Source organism: Xanthomonas campestris pv. asclepiadis (assembly GCF_020784175.1).
Classification (GTDB): Bacteria; Pseudomonadota; Gammaproteobacteria; order Xanthomonadales; family Xanthomonadaceae; genus Xanthomonas; species Xanthomonas campestris_D.
This window is the reverse complement of sequence record NZ_JAJGQM010000055.1, coordinates 1-18,760: the sequence shown is the minus strand read 5'-3', so window position 1 is coordinate 18,760 and position 18,760 is coordinate 1. Positions and strand designations below refer to the sequence as shown.

The 18,760-nt window shown below is 62.4% G+C and carries 14 protein-coding genes; 8 read left to right on the top strand and 6 right to left on the bottom strand.

What is annotated here, in order from left to right:
• Window positions 1-314: 314 nt before the first annotated feature.
• Window positions 315-1,178, bottom strand: coding sequence for an NAD(P)H-hydrate dehydratase (locus LL972_RS18710; RefSeq protein WP_228328866.1), 864 nt, complete (start codon window positions 1,176-1,178; stop codon window positions 315-317).
• A complete protein-coding gene (locus LL972_RS18705) occupies window positions 1,178-1,966 on the bottom strand; it encodes a histidine phosphatase family protein (RefSeq protein ID WP_228328865.1) in 789 nt (262 codons plus the stop codon). The genes LL972_RS18710 and LL972_RS18705 overlap by 1 nt, the downstream gene beginning before the upstream one ends.
• 173 nt (window positions 1,967-2,139) lie before the next feature.
• Here LL972_RS18705 and LL972_RS18700 point away from each other — a divergent pair, with 173 nt between their 5' ends.
• Window positions 2,140-2,769 (top strand): TetR/AcrR family transcriptional regulator, encoded by a 630-nt coding sequence (locus tag LL972_RS18700; RefSeq protein ID WP_104582370.1) that lies wholly within the window; start codon window positions 2,140-2,142, stop codon window positions 2,767-2,769.
• A 69-nt stretch (window positions 2,770-2,838) separates the two neighbouring features.
• On the opposite strand, the gene xopAV (LL972_RS18695) is transcribed toward LL972_RS18700, so the two are convergent.
• Window positions 2,839-3,588 carry a type III secretion system effector XopAV gene (xopAV, locus tag LL972_RS18695; RefSeq protein ID WP_228328864.1) on the bottom strand — a complete coding sequence of 250 codons (750 nt, stop codon included), beginning with the start codon at window positions 3,586-3,588 and terminating at the stop codon, window positions 2,839-2,841.
• 122 nt (window positions 3,589-3,710) lie between these two features.
• On the bottom strand, window positions 3,711-4,466 hold the full coding sequence (gene xopAV / locus LL972_RS18690; RefSeq protein WP_228328863.1) for a type III secretion system effector XopAV: 756 nt from the start codon (window positions 4,464-4,466) through the stop codon (window positions 3,711-3,713).
• 423 nt (window positions 4,467-4,889) lie between these two features.
• Here xopAV (LL972_RS18690) and xopQ point away from each other — a divergent pair, with 423 nt between their 5' ends.
• On the top strand, window positions 4,890-6,446 hold the full coding sequence (gene xopQ / locus LL972_RS18685; RefSeq protein ID WP_323134230.1) for a type III secretion system effector XopQ: 1,557 nt from the start codon (window positions 4,890-4,892) through the stop codon (window positions 6,444-6,446).
• Window positions 6,447-6,810: 364 nt separating this feature from the next.
• Window positions 6,811-7,467 (top strand): XopG/HopH/AvrPtoH family type III secretion system effector, encoded by a 657-nt coding sequence (gene xopG / locus LL972_RS18680; protein WP_228328862.1) that lies wholly within the window; start codon window positions 6,811-6,813, stop codon window positions 7,465-7,467.
• Window positions 7,468-7,962: 495 nt separating this feature from the next.
• Here the strand turns inward: xopG and LL972_RS18675 are convergent, their stop codons facing one another.
• Together LL972_RS18675 and LL972_RS18670 are read right to left on the bottom strand one after the other, a co-directional pair.
• Window positions 7,963-8,232, bottom strand: a complete 270-nt coding sequence (locus tag LL972_RS18675; protein WP_228328861.1) for a hypothetical protein — start codon at window positions 8,230-8,232, stop codon at window positions 7,963-7,965.
• Window positions 8,229-8,525: an XAC0095 family protein gene (locus LL972_RS18670; RefSeq protein WP_115039981.1), complete on the bottom strand. Its 297-nt coding sequence runs from the start codon at window positions 8,523-8,525 to the stop codon at window positions 8,229-8,231. The genes LL972_RS18675 and LL972_RS18670 overlap by 4 nt, the downstream gene beginning before the upstream one ends.
• A 576-nt stretch (window positions 8,526-9,101) precedes the next feature.
• Between LL972_RS18670 and hsdR the strand changes: the two genes are divergently transcribed.
• The 5 genes from hsdR (at window position 9,102) to LL972_RS18645 (ending at window position 18,576) form a co-directional block, all read left to right on the top strand.
• Entirely contained in the window at window positions 9,102-12,575 is a 3,474-nt protein-coding gene (gene hsdR, locus LL972_RS18665; RefSeq protein ID WP_228328860.1) for a type I restriction-modification system endonuclease, read from the top strand.
• A gap of 88 nt (window positions 12,576-12,663) precedes the next feature.
• A complete protein-coding gene (locus LL972_RS18660; RefSeq protein ID WP_228328859.1) occupies window positions 12,664-13,866 on the top strand; it encodes a Fic family protein in 1,203 nt (400 codons plus the stop codon).
• Complete coding sequence (locus tag LL972_RS18655; RefSeq protein WP_228328858.1) at window positions 13,863-15,407, top strand: N-6 DNA methylase; 1,545 nt, start codon at window positions 13,863-13,865, stop codon at window positions 15,405-15,407. The genes LL972_RS18660 and LL972_RS18655 overlap by 4 nt, the downstream gene beginning before the upstream one ends.
• Entirely contained in the window at window positions 15,400-16,737 is a 1,338-nt protein-coding gene (locus LL972_RS18650; protein WP_228328857.1) for a restriction endonuclease subunit S, read from the top strand. Before LL972_RS18655 ends, LL972_RS18650 begins: the two co-directional genes overlap by 8 nt.
• 36 nt (window positions 16,738-16,773) lie before the next feature.
• Window positions 16,774-18,576 (top strand): GmrSD restriction endonuclease domain-containing protein, encoded by a 1,803-nt coding sequence (locus LL972_RS18645; protein ID WP_228328856.1) that lies wholly within the window; start codon window positions 16,774-16,776, stop codon window positions 18,574-18,576.
• The last annotated feature ends 184 nt before the right edge of the window (window positions 18,577-18,760 follow it).

The window sequence follows — 18,760 nt, the reverse complement described above, 5'->3', positions numbered from 1 at the left end:
TCACCGTGCACCCTCCCAGGTTGGTGACCAAGCCTAACCGAGCAACGCGGCGCAACATCGCGCAACAAACGAGCGCAACCATGCACCCTTCCACCATCGGACATTCCCTTCTCCCCTCGGGAGAAGGCGGCCCGAAGGGCCGGATGAAGGTACGTCTGCTAAGAGTGCAACCTGCCCCCTGCAATCAAGGCAACAACATAAACTCCATCTGGAAAGACAGCCCCACTAATCCAGCAGGCCTACCCTCACCCCAACCCCTCTCCCGCTGGAGAGGGGCTTTGGTCAGCGTGCGGCATCACCGCGACGCGCGTCGATCAGCGGCGCGCCAACCGATCCAGAATCCCAGGCACTTCCAACCCCAGCTCGCGCGCCAGAAACCCCACCGGCCCGATCCGCTTGGCCAACTGCCTGCCCGCCGCTGCATGCACAAACACGCCCCATAGCGCAGCGCCCAACGCATCGCAGCCGCGCGCGGCAAAGCCGGCAATCAATCCCGCCAGGACATCGCCAGACCCGGACGTGCCCAACCCGGATGCGCCCCCGCGATGCATCCACAACGCACCGTCGGGCCCGGCGATGAAACTGTCCGCACCCTTGACGATCACCACGCTGCGCAGCTTCTGCGCAAACTTCAGCGCGTACTCCCCCGGCGCCGCTTCCACCGCTGCCTTGTCGTCGCCGGCCAGGGTCGCCATCTCGCCCGCATGCGGCGTCAGCACGAACGGCCGCCCGATCGGCGCCCGCAAGCCACGCGACAACGCGCCGGCATCCAGCACCAAGGTGCACACCGCCTGCTCGGCGGCGCGCCTGACCATCGCCGTGGTGGTGGCCGACGACGCCATGCCCGGCCCGATCACTGCCGCATCGCAGGCCACCATTGCCCCATCCAGTGCGCGGTGCCCGCGCACGATCTCGCCCTGGCCGTTCTGCGCCAACCCCAGTACCAGCGCCTCCGGTACCGCCAAGGCCATGCCCGGCGCCACACTGGCCGCGGTGGCGATCTGCAGCTTGCCGGCACCGGTGCGCAGCGCCGCCTCGCCGGCCAGCAGCACCGCACCGGGCACACGCATCGAGCCACCCACGATCAACACGCGCCCGCGCTGCTCCTTGTCGCCCCCCGGGGCCGGCAACGGCATCGACCGCAAGGCGGCGGCGGTGAGCATGCGGGGGGCGGCCATCAGCGCGCCCCGGCCGGGCGGTCGGACTCGGTGGTCACCGGCTCGTCGGCCAGCTCCGGCGGCACGAACTTGGTGCGCAGCAACTCCAGCGATTGCCCATCGGCCGCAGCCGCGTATTCGGTGACGCCGCAATTGGGCACATCGCCCTCGCGGTCGATGCCCAGAATGGTGGCCTCGTCCATCCGCTCGATCAGGTAGCGGAAGCAATTGACGATCACCTGATGCCCCACGATCAGCACGCGCGCGCCCACATGGTTGCGCTGCAGATCGCCCACCACCCCGCGCAGGCGGAAGATCACATCGCACCAGCTCTCGCCACCGGGCGGGCGGAAGTAGAACTTGCCCACCAGCTTGCGCTGCTCGGCCAGCTCCGGAAAGGTCGCAAGAATGCCGGCCGTGGTGTAGCGGTCGAGCACGCCGAATTCCTTCTCGCGTAAACGCTCGTCCACGCTGACCGACTCGGCCGGCTGGCCCAGCGCACGCGACACCGCAGCGGCGGTCTGGCGCGCACGTATGTAGGTGGAACTCAGGATCAGCGTCGGGCGCTCCTGCTCGGGCAAGCCGGCCATCCACGCCCCCAGCGCCTCGGCCTGGCGCTCGCCAAGCTCCGACAACGGCACATCCGCATCGCGGTGCTCCAGGTCGATCAAGGCTGAGCCATTGGACTCGGCCAGATCACGCGCCACGTTGCCCGCGCTCTGCCCATGCCGCACCACCCACAACCGCGCCGGCCACTGCGCCGAGACACCGGCTACCGCACTGTTCTCACTCACATGCTTCTCCTGCACAACGTCGGCCTCAGGTGTCGCACAGCCGCCGTGAAAACATGGTCGACCAGCGCATCCGTGGCCGGCGTTTCAATACGCACGCGCATCCATGACTGATGGCACAGCAACAAGCGAACGCAACGGACGACGAACGCCGCGCCGCTATACTGCAGCCCCCCACAAGCCCGCCGCCCATGTCCAACGTCCTGTTGCTGCGCACGGCAAAAGAGCGCGAAGAATTGCTGCTGGAAGAGGTGCTGGACGCCACCGAGCAATGCATCGACGCCATCGGCCTGGGCGCCACCAGTTTCGAATTGATCGCCGAGCGCGCCAGGGTCAGCTGCGGCAGCCTGCTGCAACGCTTCGAAGACAAGGACGCGCTGGTGCGCGCATTGCTGGAGCGCAACTACATGCGCGCCATCCGCCAGATGTGGCTGGTGGAACGCCCGGCCAATGTGCACGTGGTGGATTTCATCGCCGGCCTGCTCGAGGAATGGCTGCTGCAGGAAATCAACATCAAGCGCACCCGCATCGACCTGGAACTGCACCTGGCCACCCTGCGCGACCCGGTGCTGGCCGCCTTCATGCGCCGGCAGAGCGCATCGCTGATCGAACACCTCAGCGCCCTGCTCAAGCGCCTGCTACGCGGCCACGCCGACCCGGCCAGCAGCGAACAGGAATTCCAGGCCCGCGTCTTCGCCGTCGCCGCCATGTGCGGCGGCCTGCACAGCGTGATGACCAGCGGCATGGAACTCAACCGCATGCATTTGCAGCTGATCCTGCGGGAGAGTTTGTCGGGGATTTTGAAGTCTGCACCGGTGTAGCTCGGAAAACCGGGCAGGTCAGGCGTGGCCCACCGTGCCACCGCAACCAGCCACGCATAGGATCACCCTTCAACTGCCGGACGATGCGGACGCCTCCGCGGACGCGCGGGCTCTTGCGGCCAAGAGCAGCTGGGTGACCAACGCGCAGGCATCGTCGCCAACGCCGCTGGCGGCGCGCCAGGGCTCTGGGGGCAATCGGGAACGGTCTGCAGTTGCCAGGTTCTGAATATCTGCCGCCAGCGCCACGGCCTCTTCTTCGTTCATCTCACCCCCGAGACCGGCCGCCTCCCCGTGGTTCACCATGGCGATGGCCGCATCCAGACATGCCTCGGTGACGCCCAATTCCTTGGCTCTGTCGGCCTTGCTGACGTTCGCCTGCGGCTGCGCCTGAAGGTAGCGATTTGCCAGATACTGCACCGCAGACAGCGTGCCCATCACCACGGCGTAAGCCAAGGCCGGCGCAAGCGTGACACCCGCATTCTTTTTCCAGGACACCTCCCCTTTTGCATACGCATATGCCGCCGCAGCGGGCGCATGCACCGCGTCAAGAACCGCGGCTTCGGCAGGCCCTGCAACGGCGGAAGCGGCAAACCGCGCTGCGTGCAGCCCGGTGTTCGCGATCTGCACGCCAATGGGAACCTGTCGGGCCCTGAGCCGCGCCGCACGCACGGGCGCACGCGGCAGGTCTTGCTTCAGTTGCGTGTTGGCCTGCGGGTCGCCGCGTTGCGACGGGCAACCCAACTCGCGCGGCGCCTGCACATCGTGTGGATCGTGCCTTGCCGCTCCACGGCCCGCAGAAGTCACTGGGATTGCACTCATGCCTCACCTCTTCTAACAGATTAACCAAAGTGGCTGGGTCACAGTTTGCTATGCAAGCTCCATTGCGCTTTGCGCAAGGCCGAAAAAATAGACGACCTGGCGACGTGCATGCAGCAGAGCGCTCAGCCAGCGGACAATGCAGAGGCCTGCTCAGACGCGCGGTTTTGTGCAGCCGCAAGTAACCGACTGACCAATGTTCTGGGATCGTCGCCGATGCCACTGGCAGCTCCCCAGAGTTCAGGAGGTAATCGAGATCGGTCTGCCATTACCAGGTTCATGAGATCCATGGCCAGTGCGGCCCGCTCCCCTTCGTTCATTTCAGGAGCAGAAGTCTCTGCGTCAGACATGGTGACCATCTCGATGGCGGCATCCAGACAGGCTTCAGTTGTTCCTAACTCCTTCGCCCTGTCTGCCTTTGTGACGGTTGCCTGCGCTTGCGCTTGCACATACCAAGCCGCCAGGCGCCCAACCGAATACAGCGTGCCTACCACAGCAGACATGGCCAGAGCTGGTGCAGCCGCAGTCACTGCGTAGTCTTTCCGCCGCGCATCGCCATATAAGTAGCCATCAATTACTGCGGCAGGCACCGACAAGGCATTCAAGCCGCAAGTTAAGGCGGGGACGCTTGCCACCGCGACGCCGAAATTTGCCGCCTGCATACCAATGTTCGCGATCCGGACGCCGATGGGCGTGTGGGGGTTTCTAACGAGCTCTGCGTGGCGCACTGGCGGCCGTGGTCTCAGGTTCTGCGTCAGTTGTGGATTGACGTGCGGGTCGCCCTGCTGCGAGGACAAACCCTCTGCATGCCAAGTCGGTACAGAGTCTTGATCTCGTCTTGCTCCTCTCTGCGTTGCCGAGGTCAGGTTCACAGGACGCATGCTTCACCTCTTCAATCGATACGTGCACCACTATTCCAGTTCAACGTCAATGTGCTTGACGACAAACCGAACAATCGCAGCTTCTGGCGAAACCGATAAACCCGTATCTTCCGGACGACAAAACACCGACATGCTGGCAACAACAGTGCAGTCGTGTGCGGCCGCTCGACTGCCGGGAGTCGCTCACAAATAAAGTAGAGATAGCGTCACGTGGGCAGCATAGAAATGCTCAAGACGGCGATCCATCTGTGAATCGTAGATGCGCGCTGAACATGCTGATGTTCACGTTTCCGTACCGACACTTTGCAACAGGACGCCTTCGCTTCGTGTCGTTGTAAAGCCCTTCGCTGAAAGATTTCCCAGAAGAATGGAGTCGTGTTCATAGTGATCTGCCATTAACCGACATCCACGCGAGGATAGCAAATGGATTCCATCAGGAATCAACCCACGCACCAGGTGCCCGTGAGCCCACCGGACACGCACGGCCACGCAGACAAGCACCACCCTGGCGGCGCGTCGATGGATCGCCCTGCCGCCAGCTGCGAGGCCCCCGACGGGATACTGCAGGCGTTGCCGCGGAAAAGCCTCCCCAGCGCTGCTGTCCTCAAACGCTCACGCAGTGCCCCGCCACTAACCGTCGACCAGCTGCCAATGCCTACCGAAGTGGATGCCCAAGGCGGCACGCGCCTGACGCGTCAGCAAGCGAACATGCTGCTGGAGCCCAGCTCCTCCCACACATCAGCATTGCCACGAAAAAGTCCCGCTGGCGCTGCTGTCCTCAAACGCTCACAGAGTGCCCCGCAACTGAACGCCGCCCTGCTGCAGATGCTTGCCGAACTCGGCGCCCAAGGTGGCACGCGTCTGACGGACGAGGAAGAGAAAGTGCTGCAGGAGCTGCGCTCCCGCAAACCAGACCAACCCTACGACATGGTGCTGTTTACCGACCCGAACAAGGACCCCGACGATGTGGCTACCTATGTCATGTGCAAGCAACTGCAGGTCGACGGCTTTGTGCGCCTTAGCGATGTTGCGGTGACGTTGGGCGATGCCAGCGTGCGCGAGAAGCGCGCCCGGTTTGCCAAGGGCGTGTTCAACCACATGGGCCTACCCGAGGTACGTGTCTCGCACGGGCAGGATTACCCGATGACTGAGAAACAGGCCAAGGACCACGCCACGTTCCTGGAGCAAGGCAATGACTTGCTCGCGAAAACGGACGAACTTCATGGCAACAGCCTGCCAGCGCTGGAAGAGCGACTGAAGCAAGCAAAACAGCGGGTGAAATTGGTGGTGATTGCAGGCATGACCGATGCCGATGCGCTGGTCTATAGATATCCGGAACTTGTGCGCAAAAAAGTGGAGACCATTACCATCATGGGGGGGGTCGAGCCGGACAAGGATGCAGACGGCTATGTACAGCCAGACGCGCGTGCCTACAACAATACGACAGACCTGGAAGCGGCACGTCGCTTTTATCGCAGTGCACAGGCACTGAAGATCCCGTTGTGCATCGTGACCAAGCAAGCTGCCTACAAGGCACCGGTGACGCCATCGTTCTATGAAAGCCTGGCCAAGAGTGGGGATCTCGTAGGCAAATACCTCGACAACGTACAGGAAAACGCATTGAGCAAATTGTGGGGTTCGATTAATGCAGGGCTGATGCCGCCGAGAATGGACAACGCGTGGTTTTTCGAAACATTCACCTCTGAAAAGCCGCCGCAAACCACCAGCGCCCAAGACGACGCCACACACGCCATTACCTTCGACAAGATCTGGCCGAAAGTCGACAAACTAAATTTGTACGACCCGTTGACACTGCTGGCCGCGGTTCCCGGCGCGGCAGGCATGCTGTTCACGCCAAGGCAGATACAGACCCGCGGACTCAGCGTTGTGGAGCACGTGGGCGGAGAGGAAGTCACGCATCCAGAAAAGGCGAAGCTATTGATGTCTGCCTTGGCGAAAGTGGCGCTTGCTTCTAAATGAAAAGTAACCATTCTTGAAATAACGATATTATTAATTTGGATAGCGTGGAAGGGTACACATGAACACCTTCTCTAATTCGACGGATTGACGATATCAAGTATGCGGGAGACGAGTATTACCCTTTATCCCAGTTCCACCACCACTTCGCGACAATCATGACGCGCCTCAGATCAGATGCAATGCATTATTGATGCCTTCGCATGGAGATTCATACTTAGCGTGCGCGCCACTCGGCGCAGTAAACGGTTCGCAATGGGTTACAAAATCTCATGCACCCGCACCATCATTGTGAATTTCAAGAATACTATGCGTCGCGACAGCATACTGTCGCAATGACATCTATCCAAACACAGCTCAAACCAATATGCCAATCCAGACAAATTATCCAGGTATCTATTCGTCCAGCCAGGCGAGCAGCCAAGAAGATCAATTTAAAAATGAATTTGAGCCTGCATTAGGTAAAATTGCCGAAGGCCCCTCCGGCAACTATCTGTTGCAGGAGCTCGGCTCATTCAACGCACGTAAAAGTTTAAGTGTTATTGTCAAAGAGATCGGCCCTACAGAGCAACCCAATACTCGTGCGATACTAAGTGCGGCACAGATTTCTGAATATCAGGAATCCACGGGGAATAATATATCTACACTCGAACAAAGCGTATCGATTGCCAAAAAATATGCAAAAAAAGGAAAAGGCTGCAATGCTCTTATTGAATGGAGCCCGCATAGTCACATTGAATTGAATGGGAATGGCTCGCCTATTCGCCTTGGCTCCAATCCTGATGAAGCATTCTTGGTTCTTTCGCATGAACTTGTACATGCCAAGCATATTCTGGGGGGAACCTCAAAAGCGTATGGCGGCGGCGATCGCTATAACGGAAAATCAGAAGCTGGCAAAGAAGAATTAAGAGCGGTTGGGTTGGGAAAGTATGAGTATAGCAAGACCAACCAACCTAGTGAAAACTCGATCAGACAGGAGCACGGACTTCCCATCAGAAAAAAGTATAAACCCCATGGCAGGTGAGCGACGCATCGGAGCCAGCAAGTAGCTTCACGTTCCTGCTGATATTCAGACCAATACCTATGAAGAGCTATCAATCACACCGAGCCCAAATGTTCGCATGAGATAGTACAAGGCGTGCCGTCTGCGTATCCACGTCCTTCCCAGCACCCCAAATGCGCAGAGAGCATGCATGCGCGGTTCGCTTGAGGCCTAGGGTTGCAACCTACCGCCCTTCCCAATGCTGCGCGCCGCAACAAGGGGGCACCTGGCAGCGGCGGACCGGTTTGCACGCGTCCTGGAAGAGCATCGCGCGGGACACTGTAGGCGCGCAACCACCGCACGGTGCGAGGCGATGAGCGAGTTTGACCGGTCAGCGCGCCGTTCGCTGACCATCTCGTCTAAAAGCGATGCAGCAGGCAGCGGTGCTTGGCCACATAGCCTGCCAGACGATCAAACGAGGGACGCACCAAACAGTGAGGCCGTAATAGGCGCGCAGGCGCAAACCACAGCGGCCCATCAAAGCCGCTGAAGCGCCAACTGATCCAGGATGGTGCGCATGGCGCCGGCCGCATCGAAGATGGCGCTGCCCAGCACGGGCAAGGTGCGGCGGTCCAGCCGATCGGCGTTGCCGGCAGCGATCACATCGCCATGGGCGGCGATGGTCAGCAACAACTGATCCAGCGCATCTACCTGCTCCGTGGTAATGCCGAAGGCAAACGCCTCACGCGGCTTGTCATCTCCTGCCCGCCTGCGCGCGCGGGTCGACGCCATCACCGGCCGGCTCATGCGGCCTCCCCGTCGTCAGCACGCGCGTTGTCAGAGGCGTCGGGCTCCAGGCGCGCGGGCCACTGCACCTGCGCCAGCGCCTGCGTTACCTGCTCGGCCAGCAGCTCCAGGCAGCACGCCAGTTCGTCCAAGCGGATGGCTGGCTGCCGCAACTGCTCTTCGGCCTGCGTACGCGGCTGCGCCAGACGTGCCAGAAAGCGCATATGGTCGCGTAGTTGCTGCAAGCGGTACTGCGCGCCTTCTGGCAGGTAGTAGCCCGGGTGTGACTGCGCATCGCGTACAACGTCCGACATGGCCTGCTCCTCATTCCATGGAATCAGCCCGCCCGCCGGAAGGCGACGGACGGGAAGTCGGGAGGCTCGAAACCGCATATAGCCGGCGGGCTTATTCCCCTTGCGGGTGTTGTATTCACCGCCCTCCCGACGCAGGCATCGCGTCGGTTGCGCCTACAGAACATGCAGGCACAAAAAACCCACCAGTATTTCGGAGGTGGGTACCGCTATATGAGGAGTTTCGAGGCTCCGTAGGCTGATCGTGCTACTGCAGATTACCGCCGTCAAGGATTACCTTCGTCAAGGCGTTCGGTACCTGCAGTTTCATATAGGCGGCAGGGCCGTTCCAGACGAATCATCAGGCAGAAGCATCTATGCCGCCGCCGAATTTCATTGCGGCAACGACTTATGTTGTCGACAAAAGACTGGGAACTCATGGGAAAAACTTGCGCAGTTGCCAACAAGGTCGCTGCGACGGCCCAAGCCATCGCATATCGGTCCATCGCATCCGGCGCTAGAATGACCACGGCAGCGTCGGTGACCTATGATGGCTACCGCGAGATGCCATCCCGCCGGGCGCCAAGTACGGATACGCGTGTGACTGTCGACAGCAACTTTTCCTTCCTGCAGGAACACGATCCGGTCTTCTTCAAACTGGCCTCGATGGCCGAGCAGGTCTTTGCCAGCGATCCCAACACCACGCTGATCAAGCTCCGGCAGTTTGCCGAAGCGCTTGCCCAGGATCTCGCTGGGCGCGCCGGCATCATCCACGACCAACGGACGACCCAGGCGGATCTGATCTACCAGCTCGCACGCGAGCTGCGCCTGGACCGGCGGATCCAGGAGCTGTTCCACGTACTGCGGGTCGAGGGCAACAAGGCGACCCACGGCTTCACCACGCAACACCGCGAAGCGATGGATGGCCTGAAGGTCGCCCGCGACCTGGCGGTCTGGTACCACCGGGCCTTCGGCAGGAACGCCGCCGAATTCAAGGCTGGTGCTTTCCTGCCCCCGAAGGATCCAGCCGCGCCGTTGCGTGAAGTACAGGCCGAGGTCCATCGCCTGAAAGCGGAGCTGGATACCGCCCGCCAGCAACACGACCAGAGCCAGGCGCTCGCCGAACTCAAGGACAGCGAAGCCAAGCTCAACGCCGAGCTCGCCGAAGCGATGGACGTCGAAGCGCGTGCGCAGTCGGCGCTGGCAGTCCAACGCGAACAGGAACTGCAACGGCTTCGACAGGACTTCGAACAACGCATCGCCAGCCTGCAACATCCAGATACCGCCCGCCACGCCGCCACCCAACAGGTCGCCGGCGCCACCCAGCAGGCCAGCAACAACTTCGACCTCAGCGAGGACCTCACCCGCATCCTGATCGACCAACAGCTGCGCGAGGCCGGCTGGGAAGCAGACTCGCTCGACCTCACCCACGCCAAGGGCATCCGCCCGGAAAAAGGTCGCAATCTCGCCATCGCCGAGTGGCCCACCAAGGTGCCGCGCGCCAACGCCGACTATGTGCTGTTCGCCGGCCTCACGCCGGTCGCCGTCGTCGAGGCCAAGCGCAAGCAGATCAACATCGCCGACCGGATTCCCCAGGCCGAGCGCTACGCGCGCGACTTTGTGATGCGTGGCGGGCTGGCCCCCGCCTACCCGGCCACCACCTCGATCGCAGGCTGGGCCGACGGCCAGGGTGGCCATTTCCAGGTGCCGCTCGCATTCGCCTGCAATGGCCGTCCTTTCGTGAAACAGCTGGCCGAGCAATCGGGCATCTGGTTCCGCGACCTGCGCTCACCGGCCAATCTGCGGCGCCCGCTGCAGAAGTTCCACACGCCCGAGGACATTGCTGATCTGCTCAGCCGCGATCGCGACCAGGCCGAGCGCGATCTGGCCCAGGAAGGCTTCGCCTACCTCAACCTGCGCGACTACCAGCAGCGCGCGATCCTGGCAGTGGAAGGCGCGCTGGCATCAGGCTCACGCAACTGCCTGCTGGCGATGGCGACCGGCACCGGCAAGACGCGCACAATGATTGGCCTGATCTACCGTCTGCTCAAGGCCGAGCGCTTCCACCGGATTCTGTTCCTGGTCGACCGCTCCGCGCTCGGTACCCAGGCCACCGAGACGATGCAGGACATGCAGCTTGAGCAGAACCAGACGCTGGCGCAGATCTACAACCTCGATGGCCTGGACGACACCCGCACCGCCGATGAGACGCGCGTGCAGGTAGCCACGGTGCAGGCCATGGTGCGGCGCATTTTCCAGTCCGATGACCCGCCACCGATCGGCACCTTCGACTGTATCGTCGTCGACGAGGCCCACCGCGGTTACACGCTCGACCAGGAAATGACCGACGGCGAGCTGGCCGTGCGCGACCACGCGCAATACCTGTCGCAATACCGCCGCGTGCTCGACTACTTCGATGCCAGCCGTATCGGCCTGACCGCAACGCCGGCCAAGCACACCACCGAAATCTTCGGCAAGCCGATCTACACCTACAGCTACCGCGAAGCAGTGGCAGATGACTGGCTGATCGACCACGAGCCGCCCATCCGCTACACCACCGCGCTCGGCAAGAACGGCATCCACTTCGATCGCGGCGAGCGCGTCAGCGTCATCAACACGCAGACCGGCGAAGTCGATACCGCAGACCTGGAAGACGAACTTGACTTCAATATCGAGTCGTTCAACCGGCGTGTGATCACCGCGGACTTCGACCGGGTCGTCTGCGAGCAGCTTGCCATCGAACTGGACCCGGACGGCGAGGAAAAGACCCTGATCTTCTGCGTCAGCCAGCCCCACGCCGAACGCGTCAAGAACCAGTTGGACGAGGCCTTCAAACAGGTCCATGGCAATTACTACAACCAGGCCAGCGTTGCGGTGATCACCGGCAAAAGCGACAAGGTCGACCAGCTGATCCGCAATTACAAGAACGAGCGCCACCCCAATATCGCCATCACCGTCGACCTGCTGACCACCGGCATCGATGTGCCGCGTATCGCCAACCTGGTGTTCATGCGCCGGGTCCGCTCGCGCATCCTCTACGAACAGATGAAGGGCCGCGCCACCCGCCGCTGCGATGACATCGGCAAGACCGTGTTCCGCATCTTCGATCCGGTCGATCTGTACGCCGCGCTCGAAGACGTCGACACCATGCGCCCGCTGGTCAAGGACCCCAACATCAGCATCGAGCAGCTGGTGCACGAGCTCGGCCAGCAGCGCAGCTTCGATGCCCCCGGCAGCAACGGCGGCAGCCATGCCGACGACGCGCTCGACCAGTTGAGCCAGCGCATCATGCGCGTACTGCGCAAGGCCCAGCATCGCGCCGAGCAGCGCCTGGATCTGCGCGACAAGCTCAGCGAGCTGGAAACCTCCTGGGGCGTGGCGCCCGCCGTGCTGCACACCCACCTGCGCAAGCTCGGCGCGCGCAATGCGGCCAGCTTCCTCCGCGAACACCCGCGCCTGGTGGAGCAACTGGCCGAAGTGGGCGTGCTGCTGGGCACGGACCGCTACCCTGTCATTTCCGAACACACTGACGCCCTGCTCGAACGCGCACAGAACTACGGCGTCAACGAAGCCCCGGCCGATTACCTGGACAGTTTCAACGCCTTCATCCGCGAGCAGATCAATCAGTCCGCCGCGCTCAGTGTCATCGTCAACCGCCCCCGCGACCTCACCCGCGCCCAGCTGCGTGAGGTACGCCTGCTGCTCGACCAGCACGGCTACAGCGAGGCCCACCTGCGCGGAGCCTGGCGAGACAGCACCCAGCAGGAGGTCGCTGCCAGCATCATCGGCTACATCCGCCGTGCCGCGCTGGGCGAGGCATTGGTGCCGTTCGAGCAGCGTGTCGACAAGGCCATGCAGGGCATCTATGCCCAGCGCAGCTGGACGCCGGTGCAGCGGCGCTGGCTCAAGCGGCTAGCCCAGCAGCTGATACACGAGGTGGTGATGGACCGCGACACGGTACAACGCAACTTCAGCGGCGACGGCGGCGCCCTGCAGTTGGACCGCCTGCTCGATGGCCGGCTGGACCAAATCTTGGGCGATCTGGGCGAGCATCTGTGGAATCAGACGGGCTGAGTTGGTAGTTCACACTGGCGTATGAGCCGATTAGCCGGGATAATCGGCTCATCCAAAGAGCCAATTAACCCAGCCAATCGGCTCACCGATGCCCAACCGAACAACCGAACCCCGCCCTCGCTGGATCTGGCAGCAGCCCGACTGGCCTAGCTTCCACTGGCAGGCCGATGCCCTGGCGGCACTGCTGCGCGACTGCCAGCACGCCCACGGCCAGCTGCTCGGCATGGCCGGCGCGGTCGCCGGCGACCAGCAGGCCGCCGAAGCGCTGGACACGCTGCTCTCCAACATCGTCACCTCCTCGGCCATCGAGGGCGAGCGGCTGGATGTCGGCTCGGTACGCTCCTCGCTGGCCCGCCATCTGGGCCTGGCCGAAGACAGCCCGCGCCGCACCACTGGCCGCAGCGAGGGGCTGGCCGAGCTGATGCTGGACGCCACCGGCCACGCCGACGCCCCGCTGGACCTGCCCCGCCTGCTGCAATGGCACCGCTGGCTGTTTGCCGAACAGGACAGCCTGCTGCCCACGCGCATCCGCATCGGCGCGCTGCGTGGCGATGAACCGATGCAGGTTGTCTCCGGCCGGCTCGACCGCCCCACCGTCCACTTCGAAGCCCCGCCGCGCGAGGGCCTGGACGCCCAGCTCGCCGCCTTCCTCGACTGGTTCGCCAGCTCGCGCACCGACGCCACGCTGGACCCGCTGCTGCGTGCCGGCATCGCCCATCTGTGGTTCGTCACCCTGCACCCGTTCGACGACGGCAATGGCCGCCTCACCCGCGCACTCACCGATCTCGCCCTGGCCCAGGCGCAACCGCAGGCGATCCGCCTCCACGCACTGTCGGCCAGCATCCTTGCCGACCGCAGCGGCTACTACCGCAGTTTGGAAACCACCCAGAAAGGTCCGCTGGACATCAGTGGCTGGCTGCACTGGTTCCTGACCACCTTGCATGACAGCCTGGTGCAGGCACTGCACCGTATCGATCGGGTATTGGCCAAAGCACGCTTCTGGCAGCAGCATCACGCACAGCCGCTGTCGGCCGAACAGGTCAAGGTGCTCAACCGCCTGCTCGATGGCGGCGAGCGCGGCTTCGAACACGGCATCAGCGCCTCGCAATACCAGGCCGTGGCCAAGGTCTCCAAGGCCACCGCCACCCGCCATCTGGCCGACCTGCTGGAAAAAGGCTGCCTGCGCCGCCTGCCCGGCAGTGGCCGCAGCACCCGTTACGCCATCAACACGCCGGCCTCCAGCATCGCGCTGCCGGCCCGCACCACTTCAGAACAAGGCAGCACCCCATGACCCATAACGACATCGTCCAGAAACTCTGGAACCTCTGCGACGTCCTGCGCGACGACGGCATCAACTACAGCGATTACGTCACCGAGCTGGTGCTGTTGCTGTTCGTCAAGATGGAATACGAGCAGGTACGCAACAACGACGCCTTCGAGCACAAGCTGCCCGCCGGCAGCCGCTGGCCCGATCTCAGCGGCAAGTCCGGCCTCAACCTGCTCAACCACTACCGGCAGATGCTGCTGGACTTAGGGAAGAGCAGCGATCTGATGATCGCCGCCATCTACGCCGATGCACAGACCCGGCTCAAGGAGCCGCGCCATCTGGAAACCCTGGTCACCGCGCTCGACGGGCTGGACTGGTTCAGCGCGCGCGAGGACGGCCTGGGTGACCTCTACGAAGGCCTGCTGCAGAAGAACGCCAACGAGACCAAGTCCGGTGCCGGCCAGTACTTCACCCCACGTGCGCTGATCGATTCGATCATCCATTGCATCAAGCCGCAGCTTGGCGATGTCATCCAGGATCCCGCCGCGGGCACCGCGGGCTTCCTGATCGCCGCCGATGCCTACATCAAATCGCAACACGACGATCTGTACGGTCCCGAAGTCAGCGCCAAGAAGCGCAGTTTCCAGCGCGAAAAGGCCTTTGTCGGCATGGAGCTCGTCCCCGGGACACGCCGACTCGCGTTGATGAACTGCCTGCTGCACGGCATGAACGGCGAAGGCGCCGGTCCCATCCGCTTGGGCAACAGCCTCGGCACCGCAGGCAGGGACCTGCCACCGGCCAACATCATCCTGTCCAACCCGCCATTCGGCACCGCCAAGGGCGGCGGCGGACCCACCCGTGACGACCTCACCTACAAGACCAGCAACAAGCAGCTCGCCTTTTTGCAGCACATCTACCGTGGCCTGAAGCCCGGTGGCCGCGCCGCCGTGGTGCTGCCGGACAACGTGCTGTTCGAGGCCGGCGTCGGTACCGACATCCGCCGCGACCTGATGGACAAGTGCAACCTGCACACCCTGCTGCGCCTGCCCACCGGCATCTTCTACGCGCAGGGCGTCAAGACCAATGTGCTGTTCTTCCAGAAAGGCACCGCCGCCAACCCGCGCCAGGACACCGGCTGCACGCAGGCGACGTGGGTCTACGACCTGCGCAGCAACATGCCCAACTTCGGCAAGCGCACCCCCTTCGGGCCGACGCACCTCAAACCATTCGAGGAGGCCTACGGCACCGATCCCAACGGCGCCAGCCCGCGCACCGATGAAGGTGAACAAGGGCGCTTCCGTTGCTTCACCCGCACCCAGATCGCCGAGCGCGGCGACTCGCTGGATATCAGCTGGCTCAAGGACGCCGACAGCGTCGACGCCGACAGCCTGCCCGCGCCCGAAGTGCTGGCCGCCGAAGCGATGGCCGAACTCAGCGAAGCCCTGCGCGAACTCGACGCGCTGATGCAGGCGCTGGGTGCCGGCGACGAAGCACTGGAACAGAAGCGGCTGCTGGCCGAGGTGATGGGGCTGGAAGTGACCAGCACTGAGGTGGACGGTGAGTGAGTTGCCGGTTGGGTGGGTAAAGGCAACTCTCTCAGAGGTAGGCCATATCGTTACGGGGAAGACGCCTGATACCAAACGGGGTGAATTTTATGGCGGCAACTTCCCGTTCATAAGACCTGGCGACCTAAACCAACCCAAAGACATTTTTGAAACGGAGACGTGCCTCACCGAGCTGGGTGCCAAGCAGATACCCACGATCCCAGAGGGGAGCGTCGTAGTTACTTGCATAGGAAATCTGGGAAAAGTTGGTCTGACGACGAAGCCATCAGCCACGAACCAGCAGATAAACTCGATTATCCCATTCCATGGCGTCGACCCACGCTTCCTATTTCACTACGCCAAAATACTCAGACTTTGGCTAGAAGAAAATTCATCCGCAACGACGATCGCAATTGTTAACAAGGGGACCTTTAGCGAAGCACCAATACTCATCCCCCCAAAGCAAGAGCAAAAGCGCATCGCGCAGAAGCTGGATGCGCTGCTGGCCCAGGTCGACACCCTCAAGGCCCGCATCGACGCCATCCCCGCCCTCCTCAAGCGCTTCCGCTCTTCTATCGTTGAGAGCGCGACTCGTGGAAGTCTGACCAGCGATTGGCGGACTCTGAACTCGACTACTGATTGGGTTAAAACGGTAATTGGCGAACTTCTCAAAGAGAAGCCAAGAAACGGATACTCGCCCAAGCCGGTCGACTACGAGACAAAAACACGCTCTCTGAGCCTATCAGCCACAACATCGGGCAAATTTAGGCCTGAGTTTTCAAAATTTATTGCCGAAACCATTCCTTCCGGCTCACACCTTTGGCTTGAGCCAGGGGACATCCTGATCCAGAGAGCCAATACACTGGAATACGTCGGTGTATCAGCCCTGTTTGATGGGCAAACTGGAAATTTCATTTATCCAGATTTGATGATGAAGTGCAGGGCCAAGCCCAGTGTCGCCCCAGCATTTCTGCAACTTGTTCTCAACTCGAAATCAGTGCGCAAATACTTTCGAGACAACGCGACTGGCACGGCGGGTAACATGCCGAAGATCAATCAACACACGGTGGTGAGTGCTCCAGTGGTGTTGCCCATGATTGAAGAGCAAACCGAAATCGTCCGCCGCGTCGAACAGCTCTTCGCCTACGCCGATCAGTTGGAAGCCAAGGTCGCCGCCGCCAAGCAGCGCATCGACGCGTTGACCCAGAGCCTGCTCGCCAAGGCGTTCCGCGGCGAACTGGTGCCACAGGAACCCAGCGACGAACCGGCCAGCGTGCTGCTGGAACGCATCCGCACCCAGCGCGCCGCCATGCCCAAACCGAAGCGCGGCCGCAAGGCGGCGACAAGCTGATCTGATCCATCCCGTCCATCACAAGGAAGCGAACCCATGACCACATTCGACAGCACCAAACTGCCATTGAAGGACCTGCTCAAGGACGTCGTCCAAGGCAAGATCCAGCTACCGGATTTCCAGCGCGGCTGGGTCTGGGATGACGAACATGTGCGCAGCCTGCTGGTCAGCCTGGGGCGCTCGTTCCCGGTGGGCGCGGTGATGCTGCTGGAAACCGGCGGCGAGGTGCGCTTCCAGGTCCGCCCGGTGGAGAACGTGCCGCTGGAGGGACTGGCCGCGCCGGAGAAGCTGATTCTCGACGGTCAGCAGCGTCTGACCACGCTGACCCAGGTGCTCAAGCTGTCCGGCCCGGTCAAGACCACCACCGACAAAGGCAAGCCGGTCGACCGCCACTACTACATCCACATCCCCACCGCGCTGGCAGGCCCGGACCGGCTGGACGAGGCCATCATCGCCACCGACGGCAGCCGCCAGCAGCGCAGCGACTTCGGCCGCAGGCTGGATCTGGACCTCTCCACGCGCGAGCTGGAATGCAAACAGCTGTACTTCCCATGCTCGGAGATCCTGGAGGCGATGGGCTGGCTGCAGGACCTGTTCAAGTTCAACGCCGCTGCGCAGGCGCAGTTCTTTGAGTTCAAAGAAAAGGTGCTCGATGCATACAACGAGTATCAGATTCCACTGATCGTGCTGAAGAAGGAGACCAGCAAGGAAGCGGTGTGCCTGGTGTTCGAGAAGGTCAATACCGGCGGCGTACCGCTATCGGTGTTCGAGCTGGTGACCGCCAGCTACGCTGCCGATGGCTACAACCTGCGCGACGACTGGTACGGCAGCGAGCTGCGTAAGGTGTCCTCGCGCTACAAGCGGCTGGCCAAGGAACCAATCCTGCGCGGGGTGGAGAACACCGACTTTCTGCAGGCGGTGACCATGCTGCACACGCTGGAAAAGCGCCGTGCCGATATCGAGGCCGGCAAGACCGGCAAGCAGGTGGCCCCGGTCAGCGCCAAGCGCGCATCGGTGCTGGAACTGCCGCTGGATGCCTACAAGCGCTGGGCTGCCCCCGTTGAACAAGGGTTCCTGCGTGCGGCCAAGTTCCTGCGCCAGGAATGCTTCACTGCGCCACGCGACCTGCCTTACCGCACCCAGCTGGCGCCGTTGGCGGCGGTGTTGGCACTGATCGGCGCCGACGAGCACTGGCGCGAGCCGCGCATCCACCAGAAGCTGGCGCAGTGGTTCTGGTGCGGCGTGCTGGGCGAACTCTACGGCGGCGCGGTGGAGACCCGTATTGCAAATGATGTCGATGAGCTGCTGAGCTGGATCGAGCACGATGGCCATCCGCCACGCACGATTGCCGATGCCACCTTCCAGATCGACCGCCTCGCCTCGCTGACCTCACGCCTGAGCGCCGCCTACAAGGGCATCAACGTACTGGTGTTGCGCGAAGGCGCACAGGACCTGTTCTGGAAATCGCGCATCCGCGACCTGGAAGCCGACGAGGTGGCGCTGGACATCCACCACATCTTCCCGCGCGATTGGTGCGAGAAGCAGGACATCCCGCGTCGGCGCTACGACTCGATCATCAACAAGACGCCGATCTCCTACAAGGCCAACCGCATGATTGGCGGATCGGCCCCTTCCAGCTATCTGGCCGCCCTGCAGGCCCACAAGCAGGTCCAGCTGGACAACGTTGGCATGGATGCACTACTGGCCAGCCATCGCATCCCGGTCGCCGCCCTGCGTGCCGATGACTTCGACAGCTTCTGCGATCAGCGCCAGCAGAACCTCTTGGCGCTGATCGAGGCGGCAATGGGGAAGCGCGCTGCAGCGGTGGAGACCGACTGACAGCCATCGCGTAGAGCTTCGCCACACGCTCCTACTGCAGCGCCTAAGGGCGCTGCGTTTTCCAGCTAAGGGCGTTTGGCTGTGCCTGCGCGCTTGGCCACACCGGTGCCTCGGTAATCCCCCCACTTCTAGCGGTCGCCAGAAGTGGAGCTAAGTGGCCATCGCCAACTTCATGGCAGGCGTG

What these genes read in the sequence shown, in the direction of transcription:
- LL972_RS18710 (WP_228328866.1), bottom strand. Translation starts at nt 1,178, where the DNA reads ATGGCCGCCCCCCGCATGCTCACCGCCGCCGCCTTGCGGTCGATGCCG.
- LL972_RS18700 (WP_104582370.1), top strand. Translation starts at nt 2,140, where the DNA reads ATGTCCAACGTCCTGTTGCTGCGCACGGCAAAAGAGCGCGAAGAATTG.
- xopAV (WP_228328864.1), bottom strand. Translation starts at nt 3,588, where the DNA reads ATGAGTGCAATCCCAGTGACTTCTGCGGGCCGTGGAGCGGCAAGGCAC.
- xopAV (WP_228328863.1), bottom strand. Translation starts at nt 4,466, where the DNA reads ATGCGTCCTGTGAACCTGACCTCGGCAACGCAGAGAGGAGCAAGACGA.
- xopQ (WP_323134230.1), top strand. Translation starts at nt 4,890, where the DNA reads ATGGATTCCATCAGGAATCAACCCACGCACCAGGTGCCCGTGAGCCCA.
- xopG (WP_228328862.1), top strand. Translation starts at nt 6,811, where the DNA reads ATGCCAATCCAGACAAATTATCCAGGTATCTATTCGTCCAGCCAGGCG.
- LL972_RS18675 (WP_228328861.1), bottom strand. Translation starts at nt 8,232, where the DNA reads ATGAGCCGGCCGGTGATGGCGTCGACCCGCGCGCGCAGGCGGGCAGGA.
- LL972_RS18670 (WP_115039981.1), bottom strand. Translation starts at nt 8,525, where the DNA reads ATGTCGGACGTTGTACGCGATGCGCAGTCACACCCGGGCTACTACCTG.
- LL972_RS18660 (WP_228328859.1), top strand. Translation starts at nt 12,664, where the DNA reads ATGCCCAACCGAACAACCGAACCCCGCCCTCGCTGGATCTGGCAGCAG.
- LL972_RS18655 (WP_228328858.1), top strand. Translation starts at nt 13,863, where the DNA reads ATGACCCATAACGACATCGTCCAGAAACTCTGGAACCTCTGCGACGTC.
- LL972_RS18645 (WP_228328856.1), top strand. Translation starts at nt 16,774, where the DNA reads ATGACCACATTCGACAGCACCAAACTGCCATTGAAGGACCTGCTCAAG.